Annotated in this window: 18 protein-coding genes; 9 read left to right on the forward strand and 9 right to left on the reverse strand. The window is 63.9% G+C overall.

Annotated features, from left to right (window positions below; genetic code table 11):
• Positions 1-21 precede the first annotated feature (21 nt).
• A complete protein-coding gene (locus tag EN862_RS30720; RefSeq protein WP_128192806.1) occupies positions 22-1,455 on the forward strand; it encodes a hypothetical protein in 1,434 nt (477 codons plus the stop codon).
• Between the two features lie 132 nt (positions 1,456-1,587).
• Positions 1,588-3,246: a VWA domain-containing protein gene (locus EN862_RS30725; RefSeq protein WP_127867365.1), complete on the forward strand. Its 1,659-nt coding sequence runs from the start codon at positions 1,588-1,590 to the stop codon at positions 3,244-3,246.
• Positions 3,247-3,313: 67 nt separating this feature from the next.
• Here the strand turns inward: EN862_RS30725 and edd are convergent, their stop codons facing one another.
• From edd to zwf, 3 genes are all read right to left on the reverse strand, one after another.
• Positions 3,314-5,137, reverse strand: a complete 1,824-nt coding sequence (edd, locus tag EN862_RS30730) for a phosphogluconate dehydratase (protein ID WP_127867364.1) — start codon at positions 5,135-5,137, stop codon at positions 3,314-3,316.
• A gap of 61 nt (positions 5,138-5,198) precedes the next feature.
• The gene (pgl, locus tag EN862_RS30735; RefSeq protein ID WP_127867363.1) at positions 5,199-5,915 is read right to left on the reverse strand and encodes a 6-phosphogluconolactonase; all 717 of its coding nucleotides are present in this window, start codon (positions 5,913-5,915) and stop codon (positions 5,199-5,201) included.
• Complete coding sequence (zwf, locus tag EN862_RS30740) at positions 5,897-7,366, reverse strand: glucose-6-phosphate dehydrogenase (protein ID WP_127867362.1); 1,470 nt, start codon at positions 7,364-7,366, stop codon at positions 5,897-5,899. Before zwf ends, pgl begins: the two co-directional genes overlap by 19 nt.
• A gap of 308 nt (positions 7,367-7,674) precedes the next feature.
• Here zwf and EN862_RS30745 point away from each other — a divergent pair, with 308 nt between their 5' ends.
• Together EN862_RS30745 and EN862_RS30750 are read left to right on the forward strand one after the other, a co-directional pair.
• On the forward strand, positions 7,675-8,421 hold the full coding sequence (locus EN862_RS30745) for an SDR family oxidoreductase (RefSeq protein ID WP_127867627.1): 747 nt from the start codon (positions 7,675-7,677) through the stop codon (positions 8,419-8,421).
• A 74-nt stretch (positions 8,422-8,495) separates the two neighbouring features.
• Positions 8,496-9,791 carry a Mur ligase family protein gene (locus tag EN862_RS30750; RefSeq protein ID WP_127867361.1) on the forward strand — a complete coding sequence of 432 codons (1,296 nt, stop codon included), beginning with the start codon at positions 8,496-8,498 and terminating at the stop codon, positions 9,789-9,791.
• 41 nt (positions 9,792-9,832) lie between these two features.
• Here EN862_RS30750 and EN862_RS30755 read toward each other — a convergent pair whose 3' ends face one another.
• The 3 genes from EN862_RS30755 to EN862_RS30765 form a co-directional block, all read right to left on the reverse strand.
• A complete protein-coding gene (locus tag EN862_RS30755) occupies positions 9,833-10,723 on the reverse strand; it encodes an SH3 domain-containing protein (RefSeq protein ID WP_127867360.1) in 891 nt (296 codons plus the stop codon).
• A 259-nt stretch (positions 10,724-10,982) separates the two neighbouring features.
• Complete coding sequence (locus EN862_RS30760; protein WP_127867359.1) at positions 10,983-12,269, reverse strand: FAD-binding oxidoreductase; 1,287 nt, start codon at positions 12,267-12,269, stop codon at positions 10,983-10,985.
• Between the two features lie 10 nt (positions 12,270-12,279).
• Complete coding sequence (locus EN862_RS30765; RefSeq protein ID WP_127867626.1) at positions 12,280-13,713, reverse strand: glutamine synthetase family protein; 1,434 nt, start codon at positions 13,711-13,713, stop codon at positions 12,280-12,282.
• Positions 13,714-13,864: 151 nt separating this feature from the next.
• Between EN862_RS30765 and EN862_RS30770 the strand changes: the two genes are divergently transcribed.
• Positions 13,865-14,578 carry an HAD family hydrolase gene (locus EN862_RS30770; protein WP_127867358.1) on the forward strand — a complete coding sequence of 238 codons (714 nt, stop codon included), beginning with the start codon at positions 13,865-13,867 and terminating at the stop codon, positions 14,576-14,578.
• Positions 14,579-14,590: 12 nt separating this feature from the next.
• Here EN862_RS30770 and EN862_RS30775 read toward each other — a convergent pair whose 3' ends face one another.
• The 3 genes from EN862_RS30775 to aceA all read right to left on the reverse strand — a co-directional run bounded on the left by EN862_RS30775 (position 14,591) and on the right by aceA (position 16,844).
• Positions 14,591-14,974, reverse strand: a complete 384-nt coding sequence (locus EN862_RS30775; protein WP_189401670.1) for a response regulator — start codon at positions 14,972-14,974, stop codon at positions 14,591-14,593.
• Between the two features lie 283 nt (positions 14,975-15,257).
• Positions 15,258-15,500, reverse strand: a complete 243-nt coding sequence (locus tag EN862_RS30780) for a hypothetical protein (protein WP_042640947.1) — start codon at positions 15,498-15,500, stop codon at positions 15,258-15,260.
• Positions 15,501-15,554: 54 nt separating this feature from the next.
• Entirely contained in the window at positions 15,555-16,844 is a 1,290-nt protein-coding gene (aceA, locus tag EN862_RS30785; RefSeq protein ID WP_127867357.1) for an isocitrate lyase, read from the reverse strand.
• A 250-nt stretch (positions 16,845-17,094) separates the two neighbouring features.
• On the opposite strand from aceA, the gene EN862_RS30790 reads away from it, so the two are divergent.
• The 4 genes from EN862_RS30790 to EN862_RS30810 all read left to right on the forward strand — a co-directional run bounded on the left by EN862_RS30790 (position 17,095) and on the right by EN862_RS30810 (position 22,544).
• The gene (locus EN862_RS30790) at positions 17,095-18,537 is read left to right on the forward strand and encodes an XRE family transcriptional regulator (protein WP_127867356.1); all 1,443 of its coding nucleotides are present in this window, start codon (positions 17,095-17,097) and stop codon (positions 18,535-18,537) included.
• Positions 18,538-18,710: 173 nt separating this feature from the next.
• Positions 18,711-19,661, forward strand: coding sequence for a DMT family transporter (locus tag EN862_RS30795; RefSeq protein ID WP_127867624.1), 951 nt, complete (start codon positions 18,711-18,713; stop codon positions 19,659-19,661).
• A 565-nt stretch (positions 19,662-20,226) separates the two neighbouring features.
• Positions 20,227-21,324 carry a polyamine ABC transporter substrate-binding protein gene (locus tag EN862_RS30805; RefSeq protein WP_127867354.1) on the forward strand — a complete coding sequence of 366 codons (1,098 nt, stop codon included), beginning with the start codon at positions 20,227-20,229 and terminating at the stop codon, positions 21,322-21,324.
• Between the two features lie 80 nt (positions 21,325-21,404).
• Positions 21,405-22,544: an ABC transporter ATP-binding protein gene (locus EN862_RS30810; protein ID WP_127867353.1), complete on the forward strand. Its 1,140-nt coding sequence runs from the start codon at positions 21,405-21,407 to the stop codon at positions 22,542-22,544.
• The last annotated feature ends 9 nt before the right edge of the window (positions 22,545-22,553 follow it).

Genomic DNA, 22,553 nt, shown 5'->3' on the forward strand with positions numbered 1-22,553 from the left:
CGACCTGGGCGCGTGCGGCAAATGCGGGCAGATACGGGCACTAGGGGGCAGGCTTTGGCGAGCGGGCGCGACCGTCGGCTGAACGATTGGAAGGAAATCGCTGCCTTCTTCGGCCGCGACGAGCGCACCGTGCGGCGCTGGGAGCGCCAACGCGGCCTGCCGGTTCACCGGATTTCCGGCGGGGCGAGGAACCTCGTCTTTGCCTATGCCGATGAGCTGGAGCGATGGCTGCGGGGCGACGCGGCCGCACCGACTGAAGCGCCTGCGACCGAGACCGCCGCGGCGGCATTCGGTGAAATGCCGCAGGTTCCATCGGCCGACTCTGATCGGATCTCACGGGTGCCCGGCTCTTCCCGTTACCGGCCGGCTCTCCTCATCGCCAGCGCGATCACGCTCTTTGCCGTGGTCGCCGTCGCCGGAATCCTTTCGATGCGCGATGCTCCCATCTTGCCGGGTCGCGCTACCCACAGGCCGGACCCCAAGGTCCAGGATCTCTATCTCGATGCCGTCTATTACCTGGAGACAAGGCAGGCGAGCGGGCTGAACCGCGCCATGCAACTGCTCACCGAGGCGACCACGCTCGATCCCGAATATGCCGACGCCTATGCCAAGCTGGCCGACACCTACAACATGGTCAGCCAGTTCACCCTGATGCCGGCGAGGGACGCCTATCCGAAGGCGCAGGCGGCCGCCAACCGCGCCATCGCGCTCGACCCTGACAATGCCGGCGGCTATGCCGCGCTCGCCTTCGCGGCTTTCTACTGGGACAAGGACTTTGCCCGCTCGCGCGCGCTGTTCGAGCGGGCGATCCGGCTAGACCCGGGCTCGGCCCAGACCCATCACTGGTACGCGCTGACACTCATGGTCGCAGGCGAAACGGAACGGCCCCTGAGCGAGATCGGCAAGGCGCAGGAGCTCAACCCGCAGTCGCGCAGCATCCTTGCCAACAAGGCGCTCATCCTGTTCCATGCCGGCCGCGTCGACGAGGCCCTGGCGATCCTGCAGCCGCTTGCCGAGGCGGAGCCGAACCTGCGTTCGCCGCCCGAATATCTCGCCACCATCTACCTCGACCAGCATCGCTGGAGCGATTTCCTGCGTGAGTGTCGGCTTGCCGCCGTCATCTCCGGCAACGATGCCCGCCGGGCGATTGCCGATGCCGCCGAAAAGGGTCTGGATGAGGAGGGCGGCGATGGCCTGTTGAAGGCGATGTTTTCCGAGCAACTGCGGCAATACCAGCGCGACCGCGAACCTGCCTACAAGGTAGCCGCCACCGCCGCGATGCTCGGCTGCGGCGACGACGCGATCCGCTATCTTGAGGAATCGGCAAGGCGCAAGGAGGACGATCTGCTTGGCGTACGCATCGATCCGGCCTTCAGGGGACTGCGCAGCGATCCGCGCTACGGGGCGATCGTAGAGGCCGAGGGCTTTGTCCCGATACAGGCGCCGGGCTCCTGAGTGAAACGGGTCGCGCTGGACACAAACCCGGCCACACGTTTTGCGCGACATGCATCAGCTTTGCAGCTTGTCTCCGCAGGCCACCTAAAATAGCTTTCCGGGCGCGGACGAGGGAATAATCAGGAGACATCCATGGCGGGACTGATACGGAGCGTCGCTGCGGCGGCCCTCCTTTTGTCGATGACCAGTTTTGGCTTTGCCGCCAACAAGGTCATCATCATCCTTGATGCATCCGGCTCGATGTGGGCCCAGATCGACGGCAAGCCGAAGCTGGAGATCGCGCGTGAATCGCTGCGCACGGTGCTGCAGTCGGTGCCGGCCGACGACGAGATCGGCTTCATGGCCTATGGCCACCGCACCAAAGGCAGCTGCGACGACATCGAGCTGATCGTGCCGCCGCAGGCTGGCTCCGCCAGCGCCATTTCGGCGGCGGCCGACAGCATGAAATTCCTGGGCAAGACGCCGCTCACGGCCGCCGTCAAGCAGGCCGCCGAGGCGCTGAAATATACCGAGGACAAGGCAACAGTGGTGCTGATCACCGACGGGCTGGAGACCTGCGGCGGTGATCCCTGCGCGCTCGGCAAGGAGCTCAAGGAAAGCGGCGTCGATTTCACCGCCGATGTCGTCGGCTTCGGCCTGACCGCCGACGAGGGCAAGCAGATCGCCTGCCTTGCCGAGAACACCGGCGGCAAATACATCCAGGCCTCCGACGAGAAAGGGCTGCAGGACGCCCTGGTCGAGACCGTGGCGGCCCCGGCTCCGGCGCCTGAGCCGGCTCCGGCACCCGCGCCGGCGCCCGAGCCCGCCAAGCCTGAATTCAATTTCATGCCGAGCGTGGTCATGGCCGAGGGAGGTCCCGAGATATCCGACAACAGCAATGCCTGGGAAATCTACAAGGCCAATGCGGACGGCTCGCGCGGCGATCAGGTCATGACCGAGTATGGCGAGCTGAAAACCAATCTCGAACCGGGCGACTATATCGTCGTCGGCCGCGACGACGAGGCAAGAAGCGAGCAGAAGATCAGAATAGAGGCCGGCCAGGTTTACAAGCCGCTGTTCACGCTCAACGGCGGGACGCTGGTTATCCATCCGCATGCGAGCCAGGGATCGGAGATCAGCGGCGAGGCGCGTGTCGACTTCGCCTATCCCGGCGGCAGCACCACCCACTATGGCGACGCCAAGGCCACGGTGCCCGCCGGCGAGCAGAAGGTGACGGTGCAGATCGGCGCCGGCACGGTAACCGAGACCATCCAGCTTGCTGCAGGACAGACGGTCGAGAAGGACGTCGTCGTCGGCGTCGGTCACGCCGTGCTCAATGCCTTCTATACGGCAGGCGGTGACAAGGCCGACAATTCCGGCATTAGCTTCGAAATTGTAAAGGCTAAGAAGAAGATCGACGGTTCCCGCGAAAGCGTCGAGCACTCCTATGGTCCCGACAGCAAGTTCTGGCTGCCGCCAGACGACTATGTCGCGCTCACCACGCTTGATCTGGCCGTTGCCGAGCAGCCCTTCACCATCAAGGCCGGCGACAACCAGAACATCAAGGTCACGCTCGACGCCGGCGTGCTGGCGATGTCGGCGCCCGGCGCCTACTCGATCGAGGTGTTCTCGTCGAAGAAAGACATAGAGGGCAAGCGCAAGTCGCTGGGTTTGAGCTATGGCGACAGCTGGCAGCAGACGATTCCCGCCGGCGACTATGTGGTCGTGCGTCACGCCTCCGACCAGGGCCAGGACAAGGAAATGCCGGTGACCATCAAGGCCGGCGAGCGAACCGAGATCGCGGTTCAGTAGTCGTTTCGGCCGGAACAAAGAGAAAGGGCGGCGCGAGGCCGCCCTTTCTCTTTTGACACCGGAAACGTCAGGCGTTTCCGAACGCCGCCGCCCCATGGTCGGCGCGGCCGACCAGTTGCCGGAAGCCGGCGAACAGCTCGCGGCCGAAGCCGAATTCGTTGCCGATCAGGTCGGCGTCCGCCGTGCGGCGCAGCGCGAATTCCGTTCCCGGCACCAGAACCTCCAGCGTGCCGGCATCGGCGTCGAGGCGGATGACATCGCCGTCGTGGATTCTGGCGATCGGGCCGTCCTCGACCGCCTCCGGCGTCACGTGGATCGCCGCTGGCACCTTGCCGGAGGCGCCAGACATGCGCCCGTCGGTCACCAGCGCGACGCGCTGGCCGCGATCCTGCAGAATGCCGAGCACCGTGGTCAGCTTGTGCAGTTCCGGCATGCCGTTGGCCTTCGGGCCCTGGAAGCGGATGACCGCGATGAAGTCGCCGGTCAGCGTCCCGGCCTTGAAGGCGTCGTTCAGGCCTTGCTGGCTGTCGAACACCTTTGCCGGCGCCTCGATGACACGCCGGTCGGGCTTGACTGCCGAGGTCTTGATGACGGCGTGGCCAAGATTGCCGCCGAGCACCTTCAGTCCGCCGGTCGGCTGGAATGCCTTCTCCACTGGGGCCAGCACCTTTTCGTCGCCGCTGATGGCCGGTGCCGCTTCGCGCACCACGCTGCCGTCGTCGCCAAGCCGCGCCTCGACCGCGTAGGGCCGCAGGCCTTCGCCCCACACCGTCTGCACATCCTCATGCAGCAGGCCTTCGTCGAGCAGCTCGCGGATCAGGAAGCCGAGGCCGCCGGCGGCATGGAAATGGTTCACGTCGGCAAGCCCGTTCGGGTAGACGCGGGCGAGCAGCGGCACGGCCTCCGACAGGTCGGAAATGTCCTGCCAGGTGAGCGCGATGCCGCCGGCGGCGGCCATGGCGATCAGGTGGATCGTATGGTTGGTCGAGCCGCCGGTGGCGTGCAGACCGACCACGCCGTTGACGATCGAGCGCTCGTCGATCATGCGCCCAACCGGCGTGTAAGCATTGCCGAGCGCAGTGATCGCCAGCGCGCGCTTGGCCGCTTCCCTGGTCAGCGCGTCGCGCAGCGGCGTGCCTGGATTGACGAAGGAGGCGCCGGGCGTGTGCAGCCCCATGATCTCCATCAGCATCTGGTTGGAATTGGCGGTGCCGTAGAACGTGCAGGTGCCCGGCCCGTGATAGGATTTGGACTCCGCTTCCAGCAGTTCGGCGCGGCCGACCTTGCCTTCGGCATAGAGTTGGCGGACCTTGGCCTTCTCGTCGTTCGCGAGCCCGGTCGTCATCGGTCCGGCGGGGATGAAGACCGCCGGCAGGTGCCCGAAGGTAAGCGCGCCGATCACCAGCCCGGGCACGATCTTGTCGCAGACACCGAGGAAGACGGCGGCGTCGAACATGTTGTGCGACAGGCCGATCGCCGCCGCCATCGCGATCACGTCGCGCGAGAACAGCGACAGCTCCATGCCGGGCTGGCCCTGGGTGACGCCGTCGCACATCGCCGGCACGCCGCCGGCGACCTGAGCGATGCCGCCCGCCTCGCGCGCGGCTTCCTTGATCAGCGCCGGGAACGTCTCGAATGGCTGATGCGCCGACAGCATGTCATTGTAGGAGGTGATGATGCCGAGATTCGGCACGCGGTCCCCGCCAAGCGCGATCTTTTCCGACGGGCTGCACACGGCAAAACCGTGGGCGAGGTTGCCGCAGCCCAGCACCGCCCGATTGGCGGTATTGCTTGACGCTCCGGCGATGCGGCCGAGATAGGCTTCTCGCCCGGCTTTCGAACGTTGGCGGATGCGTTCCGTGATGGCTTCGATATCGCGTCTGGCTGTCATGGTCCGTCCTTTCGAGCCCGGTAAGCGTCCTCCCTTGCCACCGGGCTGTCCTCATATGAAATCAGGGTGCCCAGAACACCTCTGTCCGTCTCGGCGCCGCTTCGAGCACGCTGCGGATCGGCTTTTTAGCGCCTGGACCCATCGCGCCGTTGAACGCTGTGCGCTTGTCCTCGCCTTCGATATGCAGCGCGACGAAGCCGGCGGCGACGATGCGTGCCATTGACAGCGTCAGCCGCGGCTCGCCGCCGCTCGCCGCATGCACCGGCAGCACGATGCGCCGGGACGCCGGGTCGAGCAACTCCTCGAGGTTGCCGGCATCCGGAAAGAACGAAGCCGTATGGCCGTCGCCGCCCATGCCGAGGATCACCACGTCGAGCGGCCAGGGCAGCGACCGCAGCGCTTCGCTGTCCGCCGCCGCGGCCTCCTCGATGCTTGCCGCCTCATGGTAGAGCGGCACGAAACGCGCCGCCGCCGCCTTGTTCTGGAGCAGGTTTGCCGCCACCAGCCCGGCATTCGAGCGCGGCGAGGAGGGCGGCACGAAGCGCTCGTCGACCAGCGTCACGGTGACCTTGTCCCAGGCGATCTGCGTGGTCGATAGCGCGGCGAACAGCTTCGCCGGCGTGGTCCCGCCGGACACGGCGAGCAGCGCCGTGCCGCGTTCCGCAACGGCCCGGGTCAACCGGTCTGCGATCTCGCCGGCAAGCGCCGTCGCCAGGTCCTGCCGATCGGCAAAGCCGTTCCAGCCGTAGCTGACCTCGCTCAATTGCTCTCGTGCCATGTCCGTCCGTCACGTTCGATAAGCGCGATCGAGGCCGACGGCCCCCAGGTTCCGGCCGTATAGCCCTGGGCTTCCTGCCGGGCGCTTTCCCACGCGTTCTGGATCGGGTCGATCCATTTCCAGGCCGCCTCGACCTCGTCGCGGCGCATGAACAGCGTCTGGTTGCCGCGCACCACATCCATGATCAGCCGCTCATAGGCGTCCGGCGCGCGCGCGTCGAAGGACTGAGCGAAGCTCATATCGAGCGAGATCTGGCGCAGGCGCATGCCGCCCGGGCCGGGATCCTTGATCATGATGTATTGTTTGACGCCTTCGTTCGGCTGCAGCCGGATCACCAGCTGGTTGGCGAAGATCGGTCCGGCGCTGTCGCCGAAGATCGAATAGGGGATCGGCTTGAACTCGATGACGATTTCCGAGACCCGGGTGGCAAGTCGCTTGCCGGTCCTCAGATAGAAGGGAACGCCGGCCCAGCGCCAGTTGCCGATCTCGGCCTTGACGGCGACGAAAGTCTCGGTGTTGCTGTCCTTGCCGAGTTCCTCGACATAGCCCTTGACGGGACCGCCCGCCGAGGCACCGGCGCGATACTGGCCGCGCACCGTATGCTTGGGCGCTTCGTTGCCGTTGATGCGCTTCAATGCCCGCAGCACCTTCAGCTTCTCGTCGCGCACCGCATCGGCGTCCATGGACGACGGCGTTTCCATGGCGACGAGGCAAAGCAGCTGCAGAATATGGTTCTGCACCATGTCGCGCAGCGCGCCGGCCTTGTCGTAATAGGTGACGCGGTCTTCGAGGCCGACGGTCTCGGCGACCGTGATCTGAACATGGTCGATATGCGCCGAATTCCACAGCGGCTCATAGAGCGCATTGGCAAAGCGCAGCGCCATCAGGTTCTGCACCGTTTCCTTGCCGAGATAGTGGTCGATGCGGAAGATCTGGCCTTCGTCGAAATCGTCGCCGACCGCGTCGTTGAGGGCGCGCGCCGAGCTGAGGTCGCGGCCGATCGGCTTTTCCAGCACGATGCGCGAATTCGGCGTGATCAGCTTGTTCTGCTTGAGCTGATGCGAGATATCGCCGAACAGCGCCGGCGCCACCGCGAGATAGAAGGCCCGGATGCGGTCGCTGTCGCCGATCGCCTTCTTCAGCTTGTCGAAGCCTGCGCCGCTGGTCGCGTCGGCCGAAACATAGGAAAGCCTGGCCAGGAAGACTTCCAGTTCCTTCTGGTCGATATCGGCCGGCTTGACGTGAGACGAAATCGCCTGCCTGGCGAAAGCCTGGAATTCGGCGTCGGTCATCTTGGCGCGCGAGGTGCCGATGATGCGCGTCGGCTCGGAGAACTGATGGTCGCGCTGGCGATAATAGAGCGAAGGCAGGAGCTTGCGTTCCGACAGGTCGCCGGTGCCGCCGAAGATGATGAAGTCGAAAGGATCGACAGGAATGATCTGGCTGGTCATGGTCAGTCCGATTTGATGCCTGATACCGGCAGCTTCGTTGGTATATTCTAATCGATTTAAATTTTCCAGTGCCATGGTGTCACAGGCAGGACCAATCGCTTGCACTTGCATCGGCCCACATGTTTCCCGACACTCGCGCGCTGCCGGCAAGCTTGTCGGCAAGCCATGGCTTCCGGCAACGTTCGCACCTGCACCATAGAACGCGAATGTGACGAAAGCTAAGGGAGATATTGCCGGGCCTAGGGCGGGCGGACGGCAGGTGGAAAAGTCACGTCAAAATCTGCGGGAATCCAATGAGCGGGAAGGCCATGCGTCTGGAAAACAAGGTCGCCATCATCACCGGTGCCGCGTCGGGCTTCGGCGCGGGCATGGCGAAGCGCTTTGCCGAAGAGGGCGCGCGCGTGGTCGTCGCGGATCTCAACGCCAAGGGCGCCGAGCGGGTGGCCGACGAGATCGGCAACAAGGCTATCTGGACCCAGACCGACGTGTCGCTGCGTTCTGAATTCGACGAGATGATCTACGCTGCCAAGAGCGCGTTCGGCCGCATCGACATCATGGTCAACAATGCCGGCTTCACCCACCGCAACGGCGATATGCTCGGCGTCGACGAGGAAACCTTCGACCTGATCACCGCGGTCAACATGAAGGCGATCTACCATGCGGCGCTCGCCGTCGTGCCGATCATGGACCGGCAGGGCGGCGGCGTCATCCTGACGACGGCCTCGACGGCCGGACTGCGGCCGCGGCCGGGACTGACCTGGTACAATGCTTCCAAGGGCTGGGCGATCACCGCCACCAAGTCGATGGCCATAGAGCTGGCGCCGAAGAACATCCGCGTCAACTGCCTTTGCCCGGTTGCCGGAGAGACCGGCATGCTGGAGAAATTCATGGGTGCCGACACGCCTGAAATCCGTGAAAAATTCCGCGCCTCGATCCCGCTCGGCCGGCTTTCGACACCGCTGGATATCGCCAATGCGGCGCTCTGGCTGGCCTCGGACGAAGCGGCCTTCATAACCGGGGTGGCGCTGGAGGTCGACGGCGGGCGCTGTATCTAGGTAATGGAGGTGCGGCCCGGTTTGACTCGACGATCCGGCGAAAGGCATAACGGTGCCCGGATGAGGCGAGTGCCATGAATGCCAGACTGCGAAAAATTCGCGAGGACCTGGGCCAGCGCCTCAAAATCTACAGGGCGAAGCGTGCGCGGGCGCGAAGCAAGGCCACTTTCATCGGCGTAACCGGCAGCTCCGGAAAGTCGACTGCGGCGAGCCTGCTCGGACACATCCTGGCCGGCCACCGGCGAGTCTACACGCGGGTCCTGGCCAATACGATAAAGTCGTTGGTCAGCACGCTTTACAAGCGCATGAACAAGGATGGCGAGGTCGACTACGTCGTCTTCGAGGCCGGCGCTTTCGGCGTCGATACGATCAGGCCCATGGCGCAGATGCTGAAGCCGCATGTGGCCGTCGTGACGATGGTGCGGCTCGAGCATCTTTCCAGCTTCAAGACGCTGGAGAACGTCGCTCGCGAAAAGCGCGCGCTGGTCGAGGCGTTGGGGCCTGGCGGTCTCGCGGTCCTCAATGCCAACGATCCCAATGTATTTGCCATGGCATCCGGCGATGCGCATCGCGTCGTCACGTTCGGCGAGTCGGAAACGGCGGATTATCGCGTCACCGACATCAGCGCCGCCTATCCACGCACGCTCGGCTTTATGCTCCATTGGCGGGGCGGGGCGCTGAAGCTCGAAACGCCGTTTCCGGGCGAGCATTTCTGGCTGCCGACGGCTGCCGCGGCCGCGACCGCGCTCGAGCTTGGCGTGCCTGCGCGAATGGTGGAGGAAAGGATCGCGACATTCGAGCCGTTGGCGAATCGCTGCCACGTTATGGTCGCCGACGGAGGACCGCATTTCGTCGTAGACACCGCCAAAGCGCCGTGGCATTCGCTGCCGCTCGCTTTCGACATGGTGGCGAAATCAGGGGCCGGGCGAAAGCGGATCGTGCTCGGCCAGCTATCCGACTTTGCCGGTTCGAACGCAAAATATGCGCGCGCCTATGACAGTGCGCGAGAGATTGCCGACCAGGTGATCTATGTCGGAGAACATGCGCATCGTTCGAAGGCCAGCCAGGCCGATCGCGACAGCGGCCGGTTCGTCGAGCTGCGCACGCCGAAAGAGGTTTCGGATCATCTCCGGCGCACGGCGGTGCCCGGCGAATTCATCCTGCTCAAGAGTTCTTCCAGTCTTCACCTGGAGCGTCTGGCGCTCGCCTGGACGCATGACGTCAAATGCTGGATCCCCGCTTGCGGGAAAAAGGAAGGTTGCCAGGATTGCGGCCTTTTCGAAGTGCCATTCGAGGAGCATCGGCAGTTCGTCAAAAAACGCAGGAATGATCGCCGGTGGCAGCGCCTGCGTCGCCTCTTCGGCGGCTGATGGCATCGCGGTTAGGACGCGGCGGCGTCGGCACAACGGCCTCACGCGCCCGTCTTGACGTAGCTCTTGTAGACCCAGCCGTGCTTGCCGTTATAGACGATCTCGCACCACTGCTTGCAGTTCATCACCTGCACCGATGCCTTGGCGGGCACGGTGACGATCGCGGCTGCGCCCTTCTTCGGCCCGGAGCGCATGGTGACGGCCCTCAAGATGCGTCCGTTGGCGGTCGCGCCGACCTTCTGGGGTTCCGGTTTGGGCTGCGCCGCGTTGTCCGTTGCTGCCGGATCGGCATCGGGAGCCTGCGGCTTGGCCTCGGGTATGGCGGCGGTCTGGGCGCCGTCCATCTTGTCGCCCGGCGTCTTCGCGGCCGTCTCGCTTGCCGGTGCGGGTGCGGCAACCTGCGCCAGCGCGTCCGAGGCGTCGTTCTCCGCGGTCGGTTCGGCGAAGGCCGTGTCGGTTGATTGCGTAGCGGTCGGCTTGGCGGCCTGCTCCGGTGGAACTGGTTTATCCGCTGCCTGCTCCGACGGGGATTTGGAGTCGGAAGCAGTCCAGCGGGGGTTATTCGACGCCAGCGCCGGAATGCTGGCTACGCGGGCCGCCGTCGTAGGCGTAACGGCATCCGCCTTGGGCGCGACCTGCGGTGCCGAGGCCACGGTCACCGCCGCCGCCACGGGAGCGATCTTCGTCGTCTTCACCGGGATTGTCGGCACGGTTTGCTCGGCGCTGGCCGCGGCAACCTGCCGGCCTCCGCCAGGAATGCACAACCAGAGCGCCACCGCGGCTACGCCGAGCAGCGCGACCGTGCCCACCGCTGCAATGACCAGATGCGCGTTCGACTGCATCTTCTGCCAGAAGGATGGCCGTACGTTATAGCCGAACTGCATTGTGAAGCGCTGCCGTTCAGGCGCGCCGAAACTGAAGGGCTCGTTCACTCAAACCACCTCCAACACGCGGGCCGACGTTCTTTCGATCACTGCCACAACGATTGGCTTCGATCAGCATCGGTCCCGAAAATCATTGCGGACAAGGTCCGCGAAATCCCCGGATTTTCGCCCATAATTGCATCTTTTACTGCTGATTATGGCATGAGTGAGCCAAATTGCGAAATTCTCGCCGTCCGTTAAGGCTTCCACAACCTGCCGCGTGCAAGCCGCCTGCGTCGAATCGATGGCTCCGGCTGGGCTGCCAGCCTTAAATCCTGTCGCGCAGGGCGAACCAGCTGAGCGCGAGAAACAAGAGCGGCGCGCGAAAGCGGCGGCCGCCGGGGAAGGCGGGGATATTCAGGTCCTCGATCGGTTTCAAGCGGTCGCGATTGCCGGCAATGGTCTCGGCATAGAGCTTGCCGAAGAAATTCGAAAGCATGACGCCGTGGCCGGAATAGCCGCCGATCGAAATCACATTCGGCATCACTTCGCGCACGAACGGCTTTCTCGGCATCGTGATGCCGACATAGCCGCCCCAGCCGTGCGTGATCTCGACCTCCTTGAGGTCCGGGTAGAGCTCGGCGATCTGCCTGCGGATGTGGATATGGATGTCCTTCGGATCGTTGACGGCATAGACCTCGCGGCCGCCGAACAACAGCCGGCCGTCTTTCGACTTGCGGAAATAGCGCACCACGAAACGGGAGTCGTCGACGGACTCGCCGCCCGGCAGCACTTTCGAAGCAGCGCCGAGCGGCACGGTCGCGCCGATGAAAGAGCCGATCGGCATGATATGCGCCGCGCTCACCGGCTCGAGATTGCCGCCATAGGCATTGACCCCGATCAGGCATTTGTCGGCCGTGATCGTGCCGCTGGGCGTCGTGACCTTCACCTTGCCGCCGCTGGAAGTTATGCCGGTGGACGGCGTCTGCTCGAAGAGATGCGCGCCGGCGGCGGTCGCCACTTTCGCCGTGCCGATCACCAGCTTCAGCGGATGGATGTGCCCGGTGCCGGTGTCGCGGGTGCCGCCGAAGTAGCGCGACGAGCCCAGCCGCTCCGCCGTCTCCACCGCGTCCATGAAGCTGACATGCGGATAGCCGAAGCGGCTCGCCATGATCTCGGCGTGGCGCTTGTAGTCGTCGACGTAACGTTTCTTGTGCGCTACGGAAAGCTGGCCCGGCATATAGTCGATGTCGATCGCGTTGCTGGCCGCGAAGCCCAGCAGATGCGCCTTGGCTTCCTCGGCCATGTCGAACAGCGCCTTGGCACGGGAAAGGCCATATTCGGCCTCCAGTTCCTCGGCCCATGCGCGCTGCCCGGTGCCGAGCTGGCCGCCATTGCGCCCCGATGCGCCGTCGCCGAAGCGATAAGCTTCGATCAGCACCACATCGGTGCCGGCCTTCGCCAAGTGCGCGGCTGCCGACAGCCCCGTAAAGCCGCCGCCTACAATGACGACGTCGCATTGGCGGTCACCATCTAGGGAAGGGTATTCGGGCCGAGGCCCGGCAGTATCCTCGTACCAGGACCGGCCGGGGGAAATGGGAGACTGATAGGGCATGATCGGTGCCCTATACGTTCAACAAGAGATATTCCCGCTCCCACGGGCTGATGACCTCCATGAAGGTCTCGAATTCGGCCCGTTTGATCGCTGCGTAGGTGGCGGCGAAGGATGTGCCGAGGATGGCCGCGAGTTCCTGATCGCCTTCGAACAGGTCAACCGCTTCGAGCAAGCTGCGTGGCAGGTCGATCTCATCGGCGTTGGCTGTGGTCAGCACCGGAGGCTCCGCGTTGACCTTCCTGGTCATGCCGATCAGCCCGCAGGCAAGCGATGCCGCCAGCGCCAGATAGGGGTTGGCGTCGGAAGACGGGATGCGGTTTTCGACGCGACGCGCCGCCGGATCCGAACGCGGCACGCGGAAGGCTGTGGTGCGGTTGTCGTAGCCCCATTTGTTGTTGACCGGGGCCGAGGCCTGTTGCGTCAGCCGGCGATAGGAATTGACGTAAGGCGCAAACATCACCAGCGCGTTAGGCACATGCTTCTGCATGCCGCCGATGAAGTGGAAGAAAGCGTCTGTCTCGGAGCCGTCCTCGGCCGAGAAGATGTTCTTGCCGGTCTTCTTGTCGATCACGGACTGGTGGATATGCATGGCGGAGCCCGGCTGCCCCTGGATCGGCTTTGCCATGAAGGTGGCGTAGATCTCGTGCTTCAGGGCCGCCTCGCGGATGGTGCGCTTGAACATGAACACCTGGTCGGCGAGCTCGATCGGGTTGCCGTGACGCAGATTGATCTCGAGCTGGCCGGCGCCCTCCTCATGGATCAGCGTGTCGATCTCCAGGCCCTGCCGCTCCGAGAAATGGTAGATGTCGTCGATCAACTCGTCGAACTCGTTGACGCCGGCGATCGAATAGCCCGCGCCGCCGCCGATCGGCCGCCCCGAGCGTCCGACGGGCGGCGTCAGCGGATAGTCCGGATCGGGGTTCTTGCGCACCAGATAGAATTCGATCTCTGGCGCCACCACCGGTTTGAGCCCACGCTCGTCATAGGCGGCAAGCACGCGCTTCAGCACGTTGCGCGGCGTGAATTCGACGGAGCGGCCGTCCTGGTGCACGAGGTCGCAGATCACCGCTGCCGTTGGGTCTTCTTCCCACGGCACGACCGTCAGCGTCGAGAGATCGGGAAGCAGCTTCAGGTCGCCGTCATCCTCGGGATAGTGGAAGCCGTTGCCGTCTTCCGGATAGCCGCCCGAGATCGTCGTCATGAACACCGCCGACGGCAGCGCCAGCGAGGTGTTGGAGGTGAATTTCTTCGACGGCATCATCTTGCCGCGGGCAACGCCCGCCTGGTCCGGCGTGATGCACTCGATATCCTCGATGCCGCGCCACTCCAGCCAGGCGCTGGCCTCCTTCCAGTTCTTCACACCGCGTTCGTTTTTCAGGAAGGCAGGCGTGCGAGCGCGTCCCCCCCGGCTTGACGGACGGACTTCCCTTTTTTCAGGCGGCATCATTCACCAGATTGTGTTGCGGATTTCAGACTATAGCCGGGCGCCACGGGGGAAGGGAAGGGGAGGCGGGAGAAGCAGGCATCCGTCTTCAGGCTCGCGGCGCGCCGCAACAACAGGTACACCGGCCGTCCATGAAGAACGGTGCCAACATATGCCTGCCTCTCATTTGACCACAATCGGCTTCGATGCCGACGACACGCTGTGGCAGAATGAGCAGTTCTTCCGCATGACCGAGAAACGCTTCGCCGAAATGCTGGCGGAGCACGGCGACCACGAGCATATCGCGGCAAGGCTGCTCGAAGCGGAAAGGCGCAACCTCGCTATCTACGGCTTCGGCATCAAGGGCTTTACCCTGTCGATGATCGAGACAGCGGTCGAGATCACCGGTGGTGAGGTGCTTGGTTCGATCATCGGCGAGATCCTGGCTGCCGGCCGCGAGATGCTCCGCCATCCGATCGAGCCGCTGCCGCATGCGCGCGAGACGGTCGAAAAGCTGGCGGGCTCCTACCATCTGGTGCTCATCACCAAGGGCGACCTCTTCGATCAGGAGCGCAAGCTTGCGCAGTCGGGAATGGGTGACCTCTTCGACGCGGTGGAGATCGTCAGCGACAAGAGCGCCGCCACCTATGCCCGCATCTTCAGTCGCCATGGCGACGGACCGCAAAAAAGCATGATGGTCGGCAATTCGCTGAAGTCGGATGTCGTGCCTGCCATCGAGGCCGGCGGTTGGGGCATCCATGTGCCGCACGAATTGACCTGGGCGGTCGAACATGCCGAGGCGCCGGTTGCGGCGCCGCGTTTCCGCCAGATTGCCGATCTCGGCGAGTTGCCGAGCCTGGTCGAAGCCATCGCAAAGGCCGGCTGAACGCCGTCCAATCTAACCGCGCCCTGTCAGGCGATCGACCACCGGTTGCAGCCTCTCGGGCGTGATCGGCTTGGCAACGACCGCATCGACCATGCTCGACAGGCCAAGGCTCTCCGGCGTGCCATTCCTGGTTGAGAGCAGGATAACCGCGGGCAGTGGCTTGCCGGAGACGCGCCGCAGCGCGTCGATGGCCGACATCAGCCGGTCGCAATCCTTGTCGTCGGGGCCGCCGTCCAGGATGACGGCGCCGGGCAGTTGGCGGGCCAGTGTCTTCTCGGCGGCTTCGGGCGGTTCCGAGATCGGCTTCAGGCCCGATTTCTCGACGATTTTCGACACCACGACCCGGTTGATCGATGATTTTCCGACGACCAGCACCTTGGAAAAATCCGCCGCCATCGCGCGGGCTGCCGGTCTCGGATGTTTTTCGGAGTGGTCGTCACGGTCGGCGGGACACATCGGCGGGCTGGCACTCTGGTTCAATGCAGGGTTGAAACCTGAGGCAGAATTGAGTGAGATCGCGGCCGGAGTCAAGCTGAAATGGCCGAGGCCGAAAATATAGCAAGAAAATCCTGAATTCAGCGCAAGTCGTGCCCCCAACGGCAAAGGCAAATCGAAAAAATGCGACAGTCTCCGAACGTATAACGCACGGAAGACTGTCGCCGAGACTGTTGACGTTACGTCAAGTATGGCTTTGATGGGTGACGATCACGGGGATCAGAAGGTCACCCCAGTTTCCGTCGCCGCCATGGTGCCTGGCCGAGCGCACCAGCTCCACCGAGACGCCGGCCTCGACTGCCTTCATGACCGACTGATTGAGCCTGTGCAGATCGTTGGCGAGCATGCGGATCGTCGCCTGCTGGTCGACGCTCATCGCGCTCGATTGCTCTTCCGCCCTTTCCTTGACGCGGCTTATCGATGCCATTGGTCTTCTCCTCGATTAAAATGCCCTGCGGGCGTTTCCTCTGGTTGTTATCCGTTACTCGGCCGCCGGCCTGAACTGGGCGTGCTCGGTCGATTCATGCATGGCGGTGGTCGAAGACTGGCCGCCGGTGATCGCCATCGACACGGCGTCGAAATAGCCGGTGCCGACCTCGCGCTGGTGCTTGGTCGCAGTGTAGCCGTTGGCTTCCGCCGCGAACTCGGCCTGCTGCAGTTCCGAATAGGCCGCCATCTGGCGGTCCTTGTAGCCGCGCGCCAGCTCGAACATGCCGAAGTTCAGCTGGTGGAAGCCGGCCAGCGTGATGAACTGGAACTTGTAGCCCATCGCGCCAAGCTCCTTCTGGAACTTCGCGATCGTTGCATCGTCGAGGTTCTTCTTCCAGTTGAACGACGGCGAGCAGTTGTAGGCGAGCAGCTTGCCCGGATGATGCTTGTGCACGCCCTCGGCGAAATTCCTGGCCTGCGCCAGATCCGGCTTTGAGGTCTCGCACCAGATCAGGTCGGCATGCGGCGCATAGGCCACGGCGCGCGCAATGCAAGGCTCGATGCCGTTCCTCACATTGTAGAAGCCCTCGACCGTGCGGCCTGCATCGTAGTCGACAAAAGCCCGGTCGCGCTCGTCGATGTCGGAAGTCAAGAGCTTCGCCGCTTCCGCGTCCGTGCGCGCCACGACCAGCGTCGGCGTGCCCATCACGTCGGCCGCCAGGCGCGCCGCGTTGAGGTTGCGGATATGCGCCGCGGTCGGGATCAGCACCTTGCCGCCGAGATGGCCGCACTTCTTTTCCGACGCCAACTGGTCTTCATAGTGCACGCCGGCGGCACCTGCCTCGATGAAGGCCTTCATGATCTCGAAGGCATTGAGCGGGCCGCCGAAGCCGGCTTCGGCATCGGCGACGATCGGCGCGAACCAGGTCTCGACCGAAAGCCCATTGCCTTCGGACGTCTCGATCTGGTCGGCGCGCTGCAGGGTGCGGTTGATGCGCTTGACGAGTTCCGGCGCCGCATTGGCCGGATAAAGCGACTGGTCCGGATACATGGCCGAAGCCGTGTTGGCGTCCGCGGCCACCTGCCAGCCCGAGAGATAAATCGCCTTCAGCCCGGCGCGAACCTGCTGCATGGCCTGGTTGCCGGACATCGCGCCGAGCGCGTTGACGAAATCCTCCTCGTGGATGAGCTTCCACAGCCGGTTCGCGCCCATCTCGGCCAGCGTCTGCCGGATTTGCACGGAGCCGCGCAGCCGCTTCACATCCTCTGGCGAGTAGGGGCGCTCGATGCCGTCAAAACGGCCTTCCGGCGCGGAGGGGACGAGGTTGTAAAAATCGGTCATTGGTCACTCCGGATCGTTTGAAATTGCTTCAGCGCCGCATCGCAATGGACATATCCCGCGACGTCTGCGTGTGACATCGTTTACATTGCGGCGCGAAATAGGCTAGGGAAACCGCCATTTAGCGCCAAAAATAAAGGAAAAGCTGTGTTGCCATTGACAAGTCAGCTCTGTAAATTTGTCACGATTGTAAAAACGGCAGGGCGAGCATCGGACTCGATGCGTATGTAAATTCTTGTCAAGGGCGGAACGGATGGCCGACCAGAAGATCTTTGCCGGGCCGCGGCTGCGCCGGCTGCGCAACGCCAGGGGGCTGACCCAGACGGCAATGGCCGAGGGACTGGGCATCTCGCCCTCCTACCTCAACCTCATCGAGCGCAACCAGCGGCCTCTGACGGTGCAGCTCATCCTCAAGCTGGCCTCCGTCTACAAGGTCGATCCGCATGAATTGCAGGGAGAGACAAAAGGCTCGATCGCGGCCTTGCGCGAAGCGTTCAGCGATCCGCTTCTTGCCGGCGAACTGCCCGGCGATCAGGAACTGATCGACCTCGCCGAGACGGCGCCCAATGCTTCGGCGGCGATGGTGAAGCTCTTTCGCGCCTATCGCGAGCAGGCCGAGCGCCTGTCCGATCTCAACCAACTGCTGGCCAAGGAGGGCAGGGCGACCGCGCTGTCCGGCGCGCGCCTGCCCGCCGACGAAGTCCACGAAGTGTTCGAGCGCCGGCCGAACCACTTTGCTGCGCTGGAGGAGGAGGCGGAGGCTTTCACATCGCTCCTCGAGCCCGGCGACGATCTGTTCGGCGCGCTCAATGCCTGGCTGAGGCGCGAGCATGGCATCGTCGTCAAGGTGCTGCCGGTCGCCACCATGCCCAACTGGCGCCGCCGCTATGACCGCCATTCGCAGCGCCTGTTCCTGTCGGAGCGGCTGTCGCCCTTCGATCAGCTGCGCGAAGTCGCCATGGAGGCGAGCCTGATGCGCATGTCGGTGGCCGTCGCGGGCGAGATCCAGGGGCTAAAGCTCGGCACGGACGAGGCCCGCCGGCTCGCCCGCTTCGAGCTTGGCCGCTATGCCGCGCATGCGCTGATGATGCCTTACCAGGCTTTCCATGCCGCCGCCGTTCGCGCCCGCTATGATATCGACGTCCTGCGTTCCCGCTTCGGCGTCTCTTTCGAACAGGCGGCCAATCGCCTGACCATGCTGCAGCGGCAGGGCGCGGCCGGCGTGCCGTTCTTCATGCTGGAAGTCGACAATGCCGGCAACCGCTTCCGCAAGGCCGGCAGCCAGGGTTATCCGCAAAGTCGCTTCGGCGGCGGCTGCCCCAAGCTCCCCATCCATGCGGCCTTCTCGCAGCCGGGCCAGATCCTGGTCGAGGCGGTGGAAATGCCCGATGGCGCTGAGTTCCTCTGCATCGCCCGCACGTTGGAAGGCCCGCAAGGCGCCTTCTCCGAACGGCCGCGTCGCACCGCGCTCCTGCTCGGCTGCGATATCGGTTTTCGCGACGAGATCGTCTATGGCGCGGCGCTGCCGGCTGGATCCCCCGGCAAGCCCGGGCAGGGCTTCGCCACCCCGGTCGGTCCCGCCTGCAGGCTTTGCGAGCGCGCCGGCTGCCTGGCGCGCGCCGAGCCGCCGGTGACGCGCCCGCTCGGCCTCGACGAGATGGTGACCGGCCTGAGCGCCTTTGATTTTCAGGGATGACGGGGCGGACGTGCCCCAAGCTTCGCCGGGCGCTGGATCACGCCGACCCGGCGTCTTTGCGCTAGGCGATTGCGGCGCAGTCCGGTCGTCCAAGCCGCGGTCTTGTCGTCTGAGACACGGTTCTGTCGTCCCTGGTGCATCGTAGAGCAAATAACTCGCTGACAGTCATGTCCATGACCGATACCGCTTCACCGCCCGCCGCCTTGCCTGCCGTCTCGCCGCGCGAGGAGCGGATCGGCATGCTGCTGGTCTTCCTTTCGGCGCTCATGTGGAGTTTCGGCGGCACCATCGCCCGCTTCATCCATGTCGACGACAGCTGGACCGTGGTGTTTTGGCGCTCCCTCTGGGCGGTGGCCTTCCTTATTGCCTTCATGGTCTGGCGCGACGGTTGGCGCGGCACGTTGAGGTTGTTCCGCGACATGGGGTTGCCCGGGCTTGGCGTCGCCCTCTGCTTCGCCACCGCCTCCACCAGCTTCGTCGTGGCGCTCGCCTACACCACGGTCGCCAACATCCTTTTGATGCAGGCCGGAGTGCCGCTGCTGGCGGCGCTGCTTGCGTGGCTCTTGTTTCGCGAGCGTGTCAGCCCGGCGACCTGGGTCGCCATTGCCGCAGTGATCACCGGCGTCGCGATCATGGTCTCCGAATCCCTCGACGGGGCCGTGTCCCCCATCGGTGACGGCCTGGCGCTGCTGATTGCGGTGATGTTTTCCGTCGCGACTGTGATCACCCGGCGCTTCGCCCATGTGCGCATGGTGCCGGCCAATTGCCTCGCGGCGCTGCTTGCTGGCGCGTTAGCGGCATCTCAAGCTTCGCAGTTTGCCGTGTCCGGGCGCGACATGGGCTTCCTCTTCGCCTTCGGCGTCATCAACCTCGGCGTCGGCCTCGCCTTTTTCGCCATGGGCGCCCGGCTCGTGCCGGCGGCGATCGCGGCGCTGCTCGGCACCTTCGAGCCGATCCTCGGGCCGATCTGGGTCTGGCTCGTCCATTCCGAGGTGCCGTCGGTGCGCACCATCATCGGTGGCGCGGTCGTGGTCACGGCGCTGCTCGTCCATATCGGCCTGGAGTTCAAACGTCAGGCGCGACCGGCACGTCCCGGCATCACCGGCCTGCCGTCACCCAATTGACGTTAGTGCATGTCGCCCAAAAGTGCGCAGCGGTTTTGGGAGACGACATGCATCAAAACAGAGAAATGCATGTCGCCCAGAAGTGTGCAGCGGTTTTGGGAGAACGACATGCATGTATCAAGACAACAGCATGTCGCCCAGAAGTGTGCAGCGGTTCTGGGACAACGACATGCATCAAAATAAAGACCTGAATCGCGTCGCCCGAATCCCACTCGGCGCGATGCGCTTTAGGCAGCCTTCCCCATTGACAACCCCGCTGCCGGGCGGGCAGGCTGCGACCACGGCAACAACAAGACAGGCGTATCTTGCCAAGTGTCTCTGCCGGCCTGACCAAGGCCGGACCACATCGTCGTATCTCTGCCCACGCCACGGCAAATGCCGCTGACGCCGCCCGGGTACCCTACAAGGGCACCCTGCGGAAGGTCTTCGACCACCGGCAGGCAACCCGGCGCAGTGCCGACAGGTCGCGCTTGTTGCCCTCCGGAAAGCCCAATAGCCTGAAATCAATGCCGCGCCGCCATATCGCGACGAGCCGGCAAGGGAACACTCACCAAAGGAGAACATCATGATCCGCAAAGCGCTCTGGCTTTCGGCGACGTCGGTATTTCTGACGCTTTTCACGGCAGGCGGCCATGCCGAGGACCGCGTCGTCAATGTCTACAACTGGTCGGACTATATCGATAGCTCGATCATCGACGACTTCACCAAGAAGACCGGCATCAAGGTCGTCTACGACACCTTCGATTCCAACGAGATCTTGGAGACCAAGCTGCTTGCCGGCGGCAGCGGCTATGACGTCGTCGTGCCCAGCGCCAACTTCCTGGCGCGCCAGATCCAGGCGGGCGTGTTCCAGAAGCTCGACAAGTCGAAGCTGCCGAACATCTCCAACATGTGGGATGTCATCTCCGAACGCACCGCCAAATACGATCCGGGCAACGAATACTCCGTCAACTATATGTGGGGCACGGTCGGCCTCGGCTATAACGTCAAGAAGGTGACGGCCGCGCTCGGTGCCGACAAGATCGACAGCTGGGATGTCTTCTTCAATCCGGACAAGCTGGCCAAGCTGAAGGATTGCGGCGTCTATGTGTTGGATTCTCCCGCCGACATCATTCCGGCGGCGCTGAAATATCTCGGCCTCGATCCCAACAGCACCTCGCCGGATGATATTGCCAAGGCCGAGGAAGCGTTGCTCAAGGTCCGCCCCTATATCCGCAAGTTCCATTCGTCCGAATACATCAACGCCTTGGCCAATGGCGACATCTGCCTGGCGATTGGCTGGTCGGGCGACGTCTTCCAGGCTCGCAACCGCGCCGAGGAAGCCAAGCAGGGCGTCGAGATCGGCTATTCGGTGCCGAAGGAAGGCGCGCAGATGTGGTTCGACCAGATGGCGATCCCGGCTGACGCGCCGCATGTCGCCGAAGCGCTCGAGTTCATCAACTACATGATGACGCCCGAAGTCATCGCCAAGTCGTCGAACTACGTGCTCTATGCCAACGGCAACAAGGCTTCGCAGCAGTTCGTCGACAAGGCGATCCTGGAAGATACTTCGGTCTATCCAGATGCCGAGACGATCAAGAAGCTCTATACCGTTAAGCCATACGATCCAAAGACACAGCGCGTCATCACGCGCACCTGGACCAAGATCGTCACCGGTCAGTAAGCATTGAGACACGACCCCGGCAGCCAGCTGCCGGGGTCGCTTTCTTTTGGGGAAATCAAAAAAGTAACGGAGTGGGGATCATGAAATCGCTTGGCAGCATCCGCAGGGATTTCGCGCCATGGAACGACCCGAACGCCAAGCCATATATCCAGTTCGACAAGGTCACCAAGAAGTTCGGTGAATTCACCGCCGTCAACAATTTGTCGCTGACCATCTTCGAGCGCGAATTCTTCGCGCTGCTCGGCGCCTCCGGTTGCGGCAAGTCGACCCTGCTCAGGATGCTCGCCGGCTTCGAGGAACCGACGGCGGGCCGCATCCTGCTTGACGGGCAGGACCTGCGCGGCATCCCGCCCTACAAGCGGCCGGTCAACATGATGTTTCAGTCCTACGCGCTGTTCCCGCATATGACTGTGGAGAAGAACATCGCCTTCGGCCTCAAGCAGGAAGGCATGCCGGGACCCGATATCGAAAGGCGCGTCGCCGAGATGCTGAAGCTGGTCAAGCTCGAGCAGTTCGCCAAGCGCAAGCCGCATCAGCTCTCGGGCGGTCAGCGCCAGCGCGTGGCGCTTGCGCGCTCGGTCGCCAAGCGGCCCAAGGTTCTGCTGCTCGACGAGCCGCTCGGCGCTTTGGACAAGAAGCTGCGCGAGGAAACGCAGTTCGAGCTGATGGACCTGCAGCAGGAGCTCGGCCTCACCTTCGTCGTCGTCACCCACGACCAGGAAGAAGCCATGACCATGGCCGATCGCATCGCCATCATGGACAAGGGCGAGGTCATGCAGGTCGCCACGCCAGCCGAGATCTACGAGGCGCCGACCTCGCGTTTCGTGGCGCATTTCGTCGGCAACGTGAACATGTTCGAGGGCAGGGTTGCCGAGCACACGGCAAACGCGACGCGCATCACCGGCGCGACCGGCGCCCAGATCGTCGTCGACAATGGCGGCAACGCCGCTGCCGGCTCCGACATCGTCTTCGCGATCCGGCCGGAAAAGATCAAGGTCTCCTCGAAAAAGCCCGCCGATGCCGTCAATGCGCTGGAAGGCGAGGTCTACGACGTCGCCTATCTCGGCGACATGACCGTCTTTCACATCAGGCTCGACGACGGGCAGATCGTGCGGGCAAGCGCCTTGAACGCCTCGCGCGTCACGGAGGATCCGCTGACCTGGAATGACCGCGCCTGGGTCTCCTTCCGGCCCGATGCCGGCGTCGTTTTGACCAGGTAGGAGGCTGAG

Source organism: Mesorhizobium sp. M2E.F.Ca.ET.219.01.1.1 (genome assembly GCF_004016445.2).
GTDB lineage: Bacteria > Pseudomonadota > Alphaproteobacteria > Rhizobiales > Rhizobiaceae > Mesorhizobium.

Coding starts and splice junctions, on each gene's coding strand:
- EN862_RS30725 (WP_127867365.1), top strand. CDS start 1,588: ATGGCGGGACTGATACGGAGCGTCGCTGCGGCGGCCCTCCTTTTGTCG.
- pgl (WP_127867363.1), bottom strand. CDS start 5,915: ATGGCACGAGAGCAATTGAGCGAGGTCAGCTACGGCTGGAACGGCTTT.
- EN862_RS30805 (WP_127867354.1), top strand. CDS start 20,227: ATGATCCGCAAAGCGCTCTGGCTTTCGGCGACGTCGGTATTTCTGACG.
- EN862_RS30770 (WP_127867358.1), top strand. CDS start 13,865: ATGCCTGCCTCTCATTTGACCACAATCGGCTTCGATGCCGACGACACG.
- EN862_RS30765 (WP_127867626.1), bottom strand. CDS start 13,713: ATGCCGCCTGAAAAAAGGGAAGTCCGTCCGTCAAGCCGGGGGGGACGC.
- aceA (WP_127867357.1), bottom strand. CDS start 16,844: ATGACCGATTTTTACAACCTCGTCCCCTCCGCGCCGGAAGGCCGTTTT.
- EN862_RS30720 (WP_128192806.1), top strand. CDS start 22: ATGCGGGCAGATACGGGCACTAGGGGGCAGGCTTTGGCGAGCGGGCGC.
- EN862_RS30775 (WP_189401670.1), bottom strand. CDS start 14,974: ATGGCGGCGGATTTTTCCAAGGTGCTGGTCGTCGGAAAATCATCGATC.
- EN862_RS30790 (WP_127867356.1), top strand. CDS start 17,095: ATGGCCGACCAGAAGATCTTTGCCGGGCCGCGGCTGCGCCGGCTGCGC.
- EN862_RS30810 (WP_127867353.1), top strand. CDS start 21,405: ATGAAATCGCTTGGCAGCATCCGCAGGGATTTCGCGCCATGGAACGAC.
- EN862_RS30750 (WP_127867361.1), top strand. CDS start 8,496: ATGAATGCCAGACTGCGAAAAATTCGCGAGGACCTGGGCCAGCGCCTC.
- EN862_RS30760 (WP_127867359.1), bottom strand. CDS start 12,269: ATGCCCTATCAGTCTCCCATTTCCCCCGGCCGGTCCTGGTACGAGGAT.
- EN862_RS30795 (WP_127867624.1), top strand. CDS start 18,711: ATGACCGATACCGCTTCACCGCCCGCCGCCTTGCCTGCCGTCTCGCCG.
- EN862_RS30780 (WP_042640947.1), bottom strand. CDS start 15,500: ATGGCATCGATAAGCCGCGTCAAGGAAAGGGCGGAAGAGCAATCGAGC.
- zwf (WP_127867362.1), bottom strand. CDS start 7,366: ATGACCAGCCAGATCATTCCTGTCGATCCTTTCGACTTCATCATCTTC.
- edd (WP_127867364.1), bottom strand. CDS start 5,137: ATGACAGCCAGACGCGATATCGAAGCCATCACGGAACGCATCCGCCAA.
- EN862_RS30745 (WP_127867627.1), top strand. CDS start 7,675: ATGCGTCTGGAAAACAAGGTCGCCATCATCACCGGTGCCGCGTCGGGC.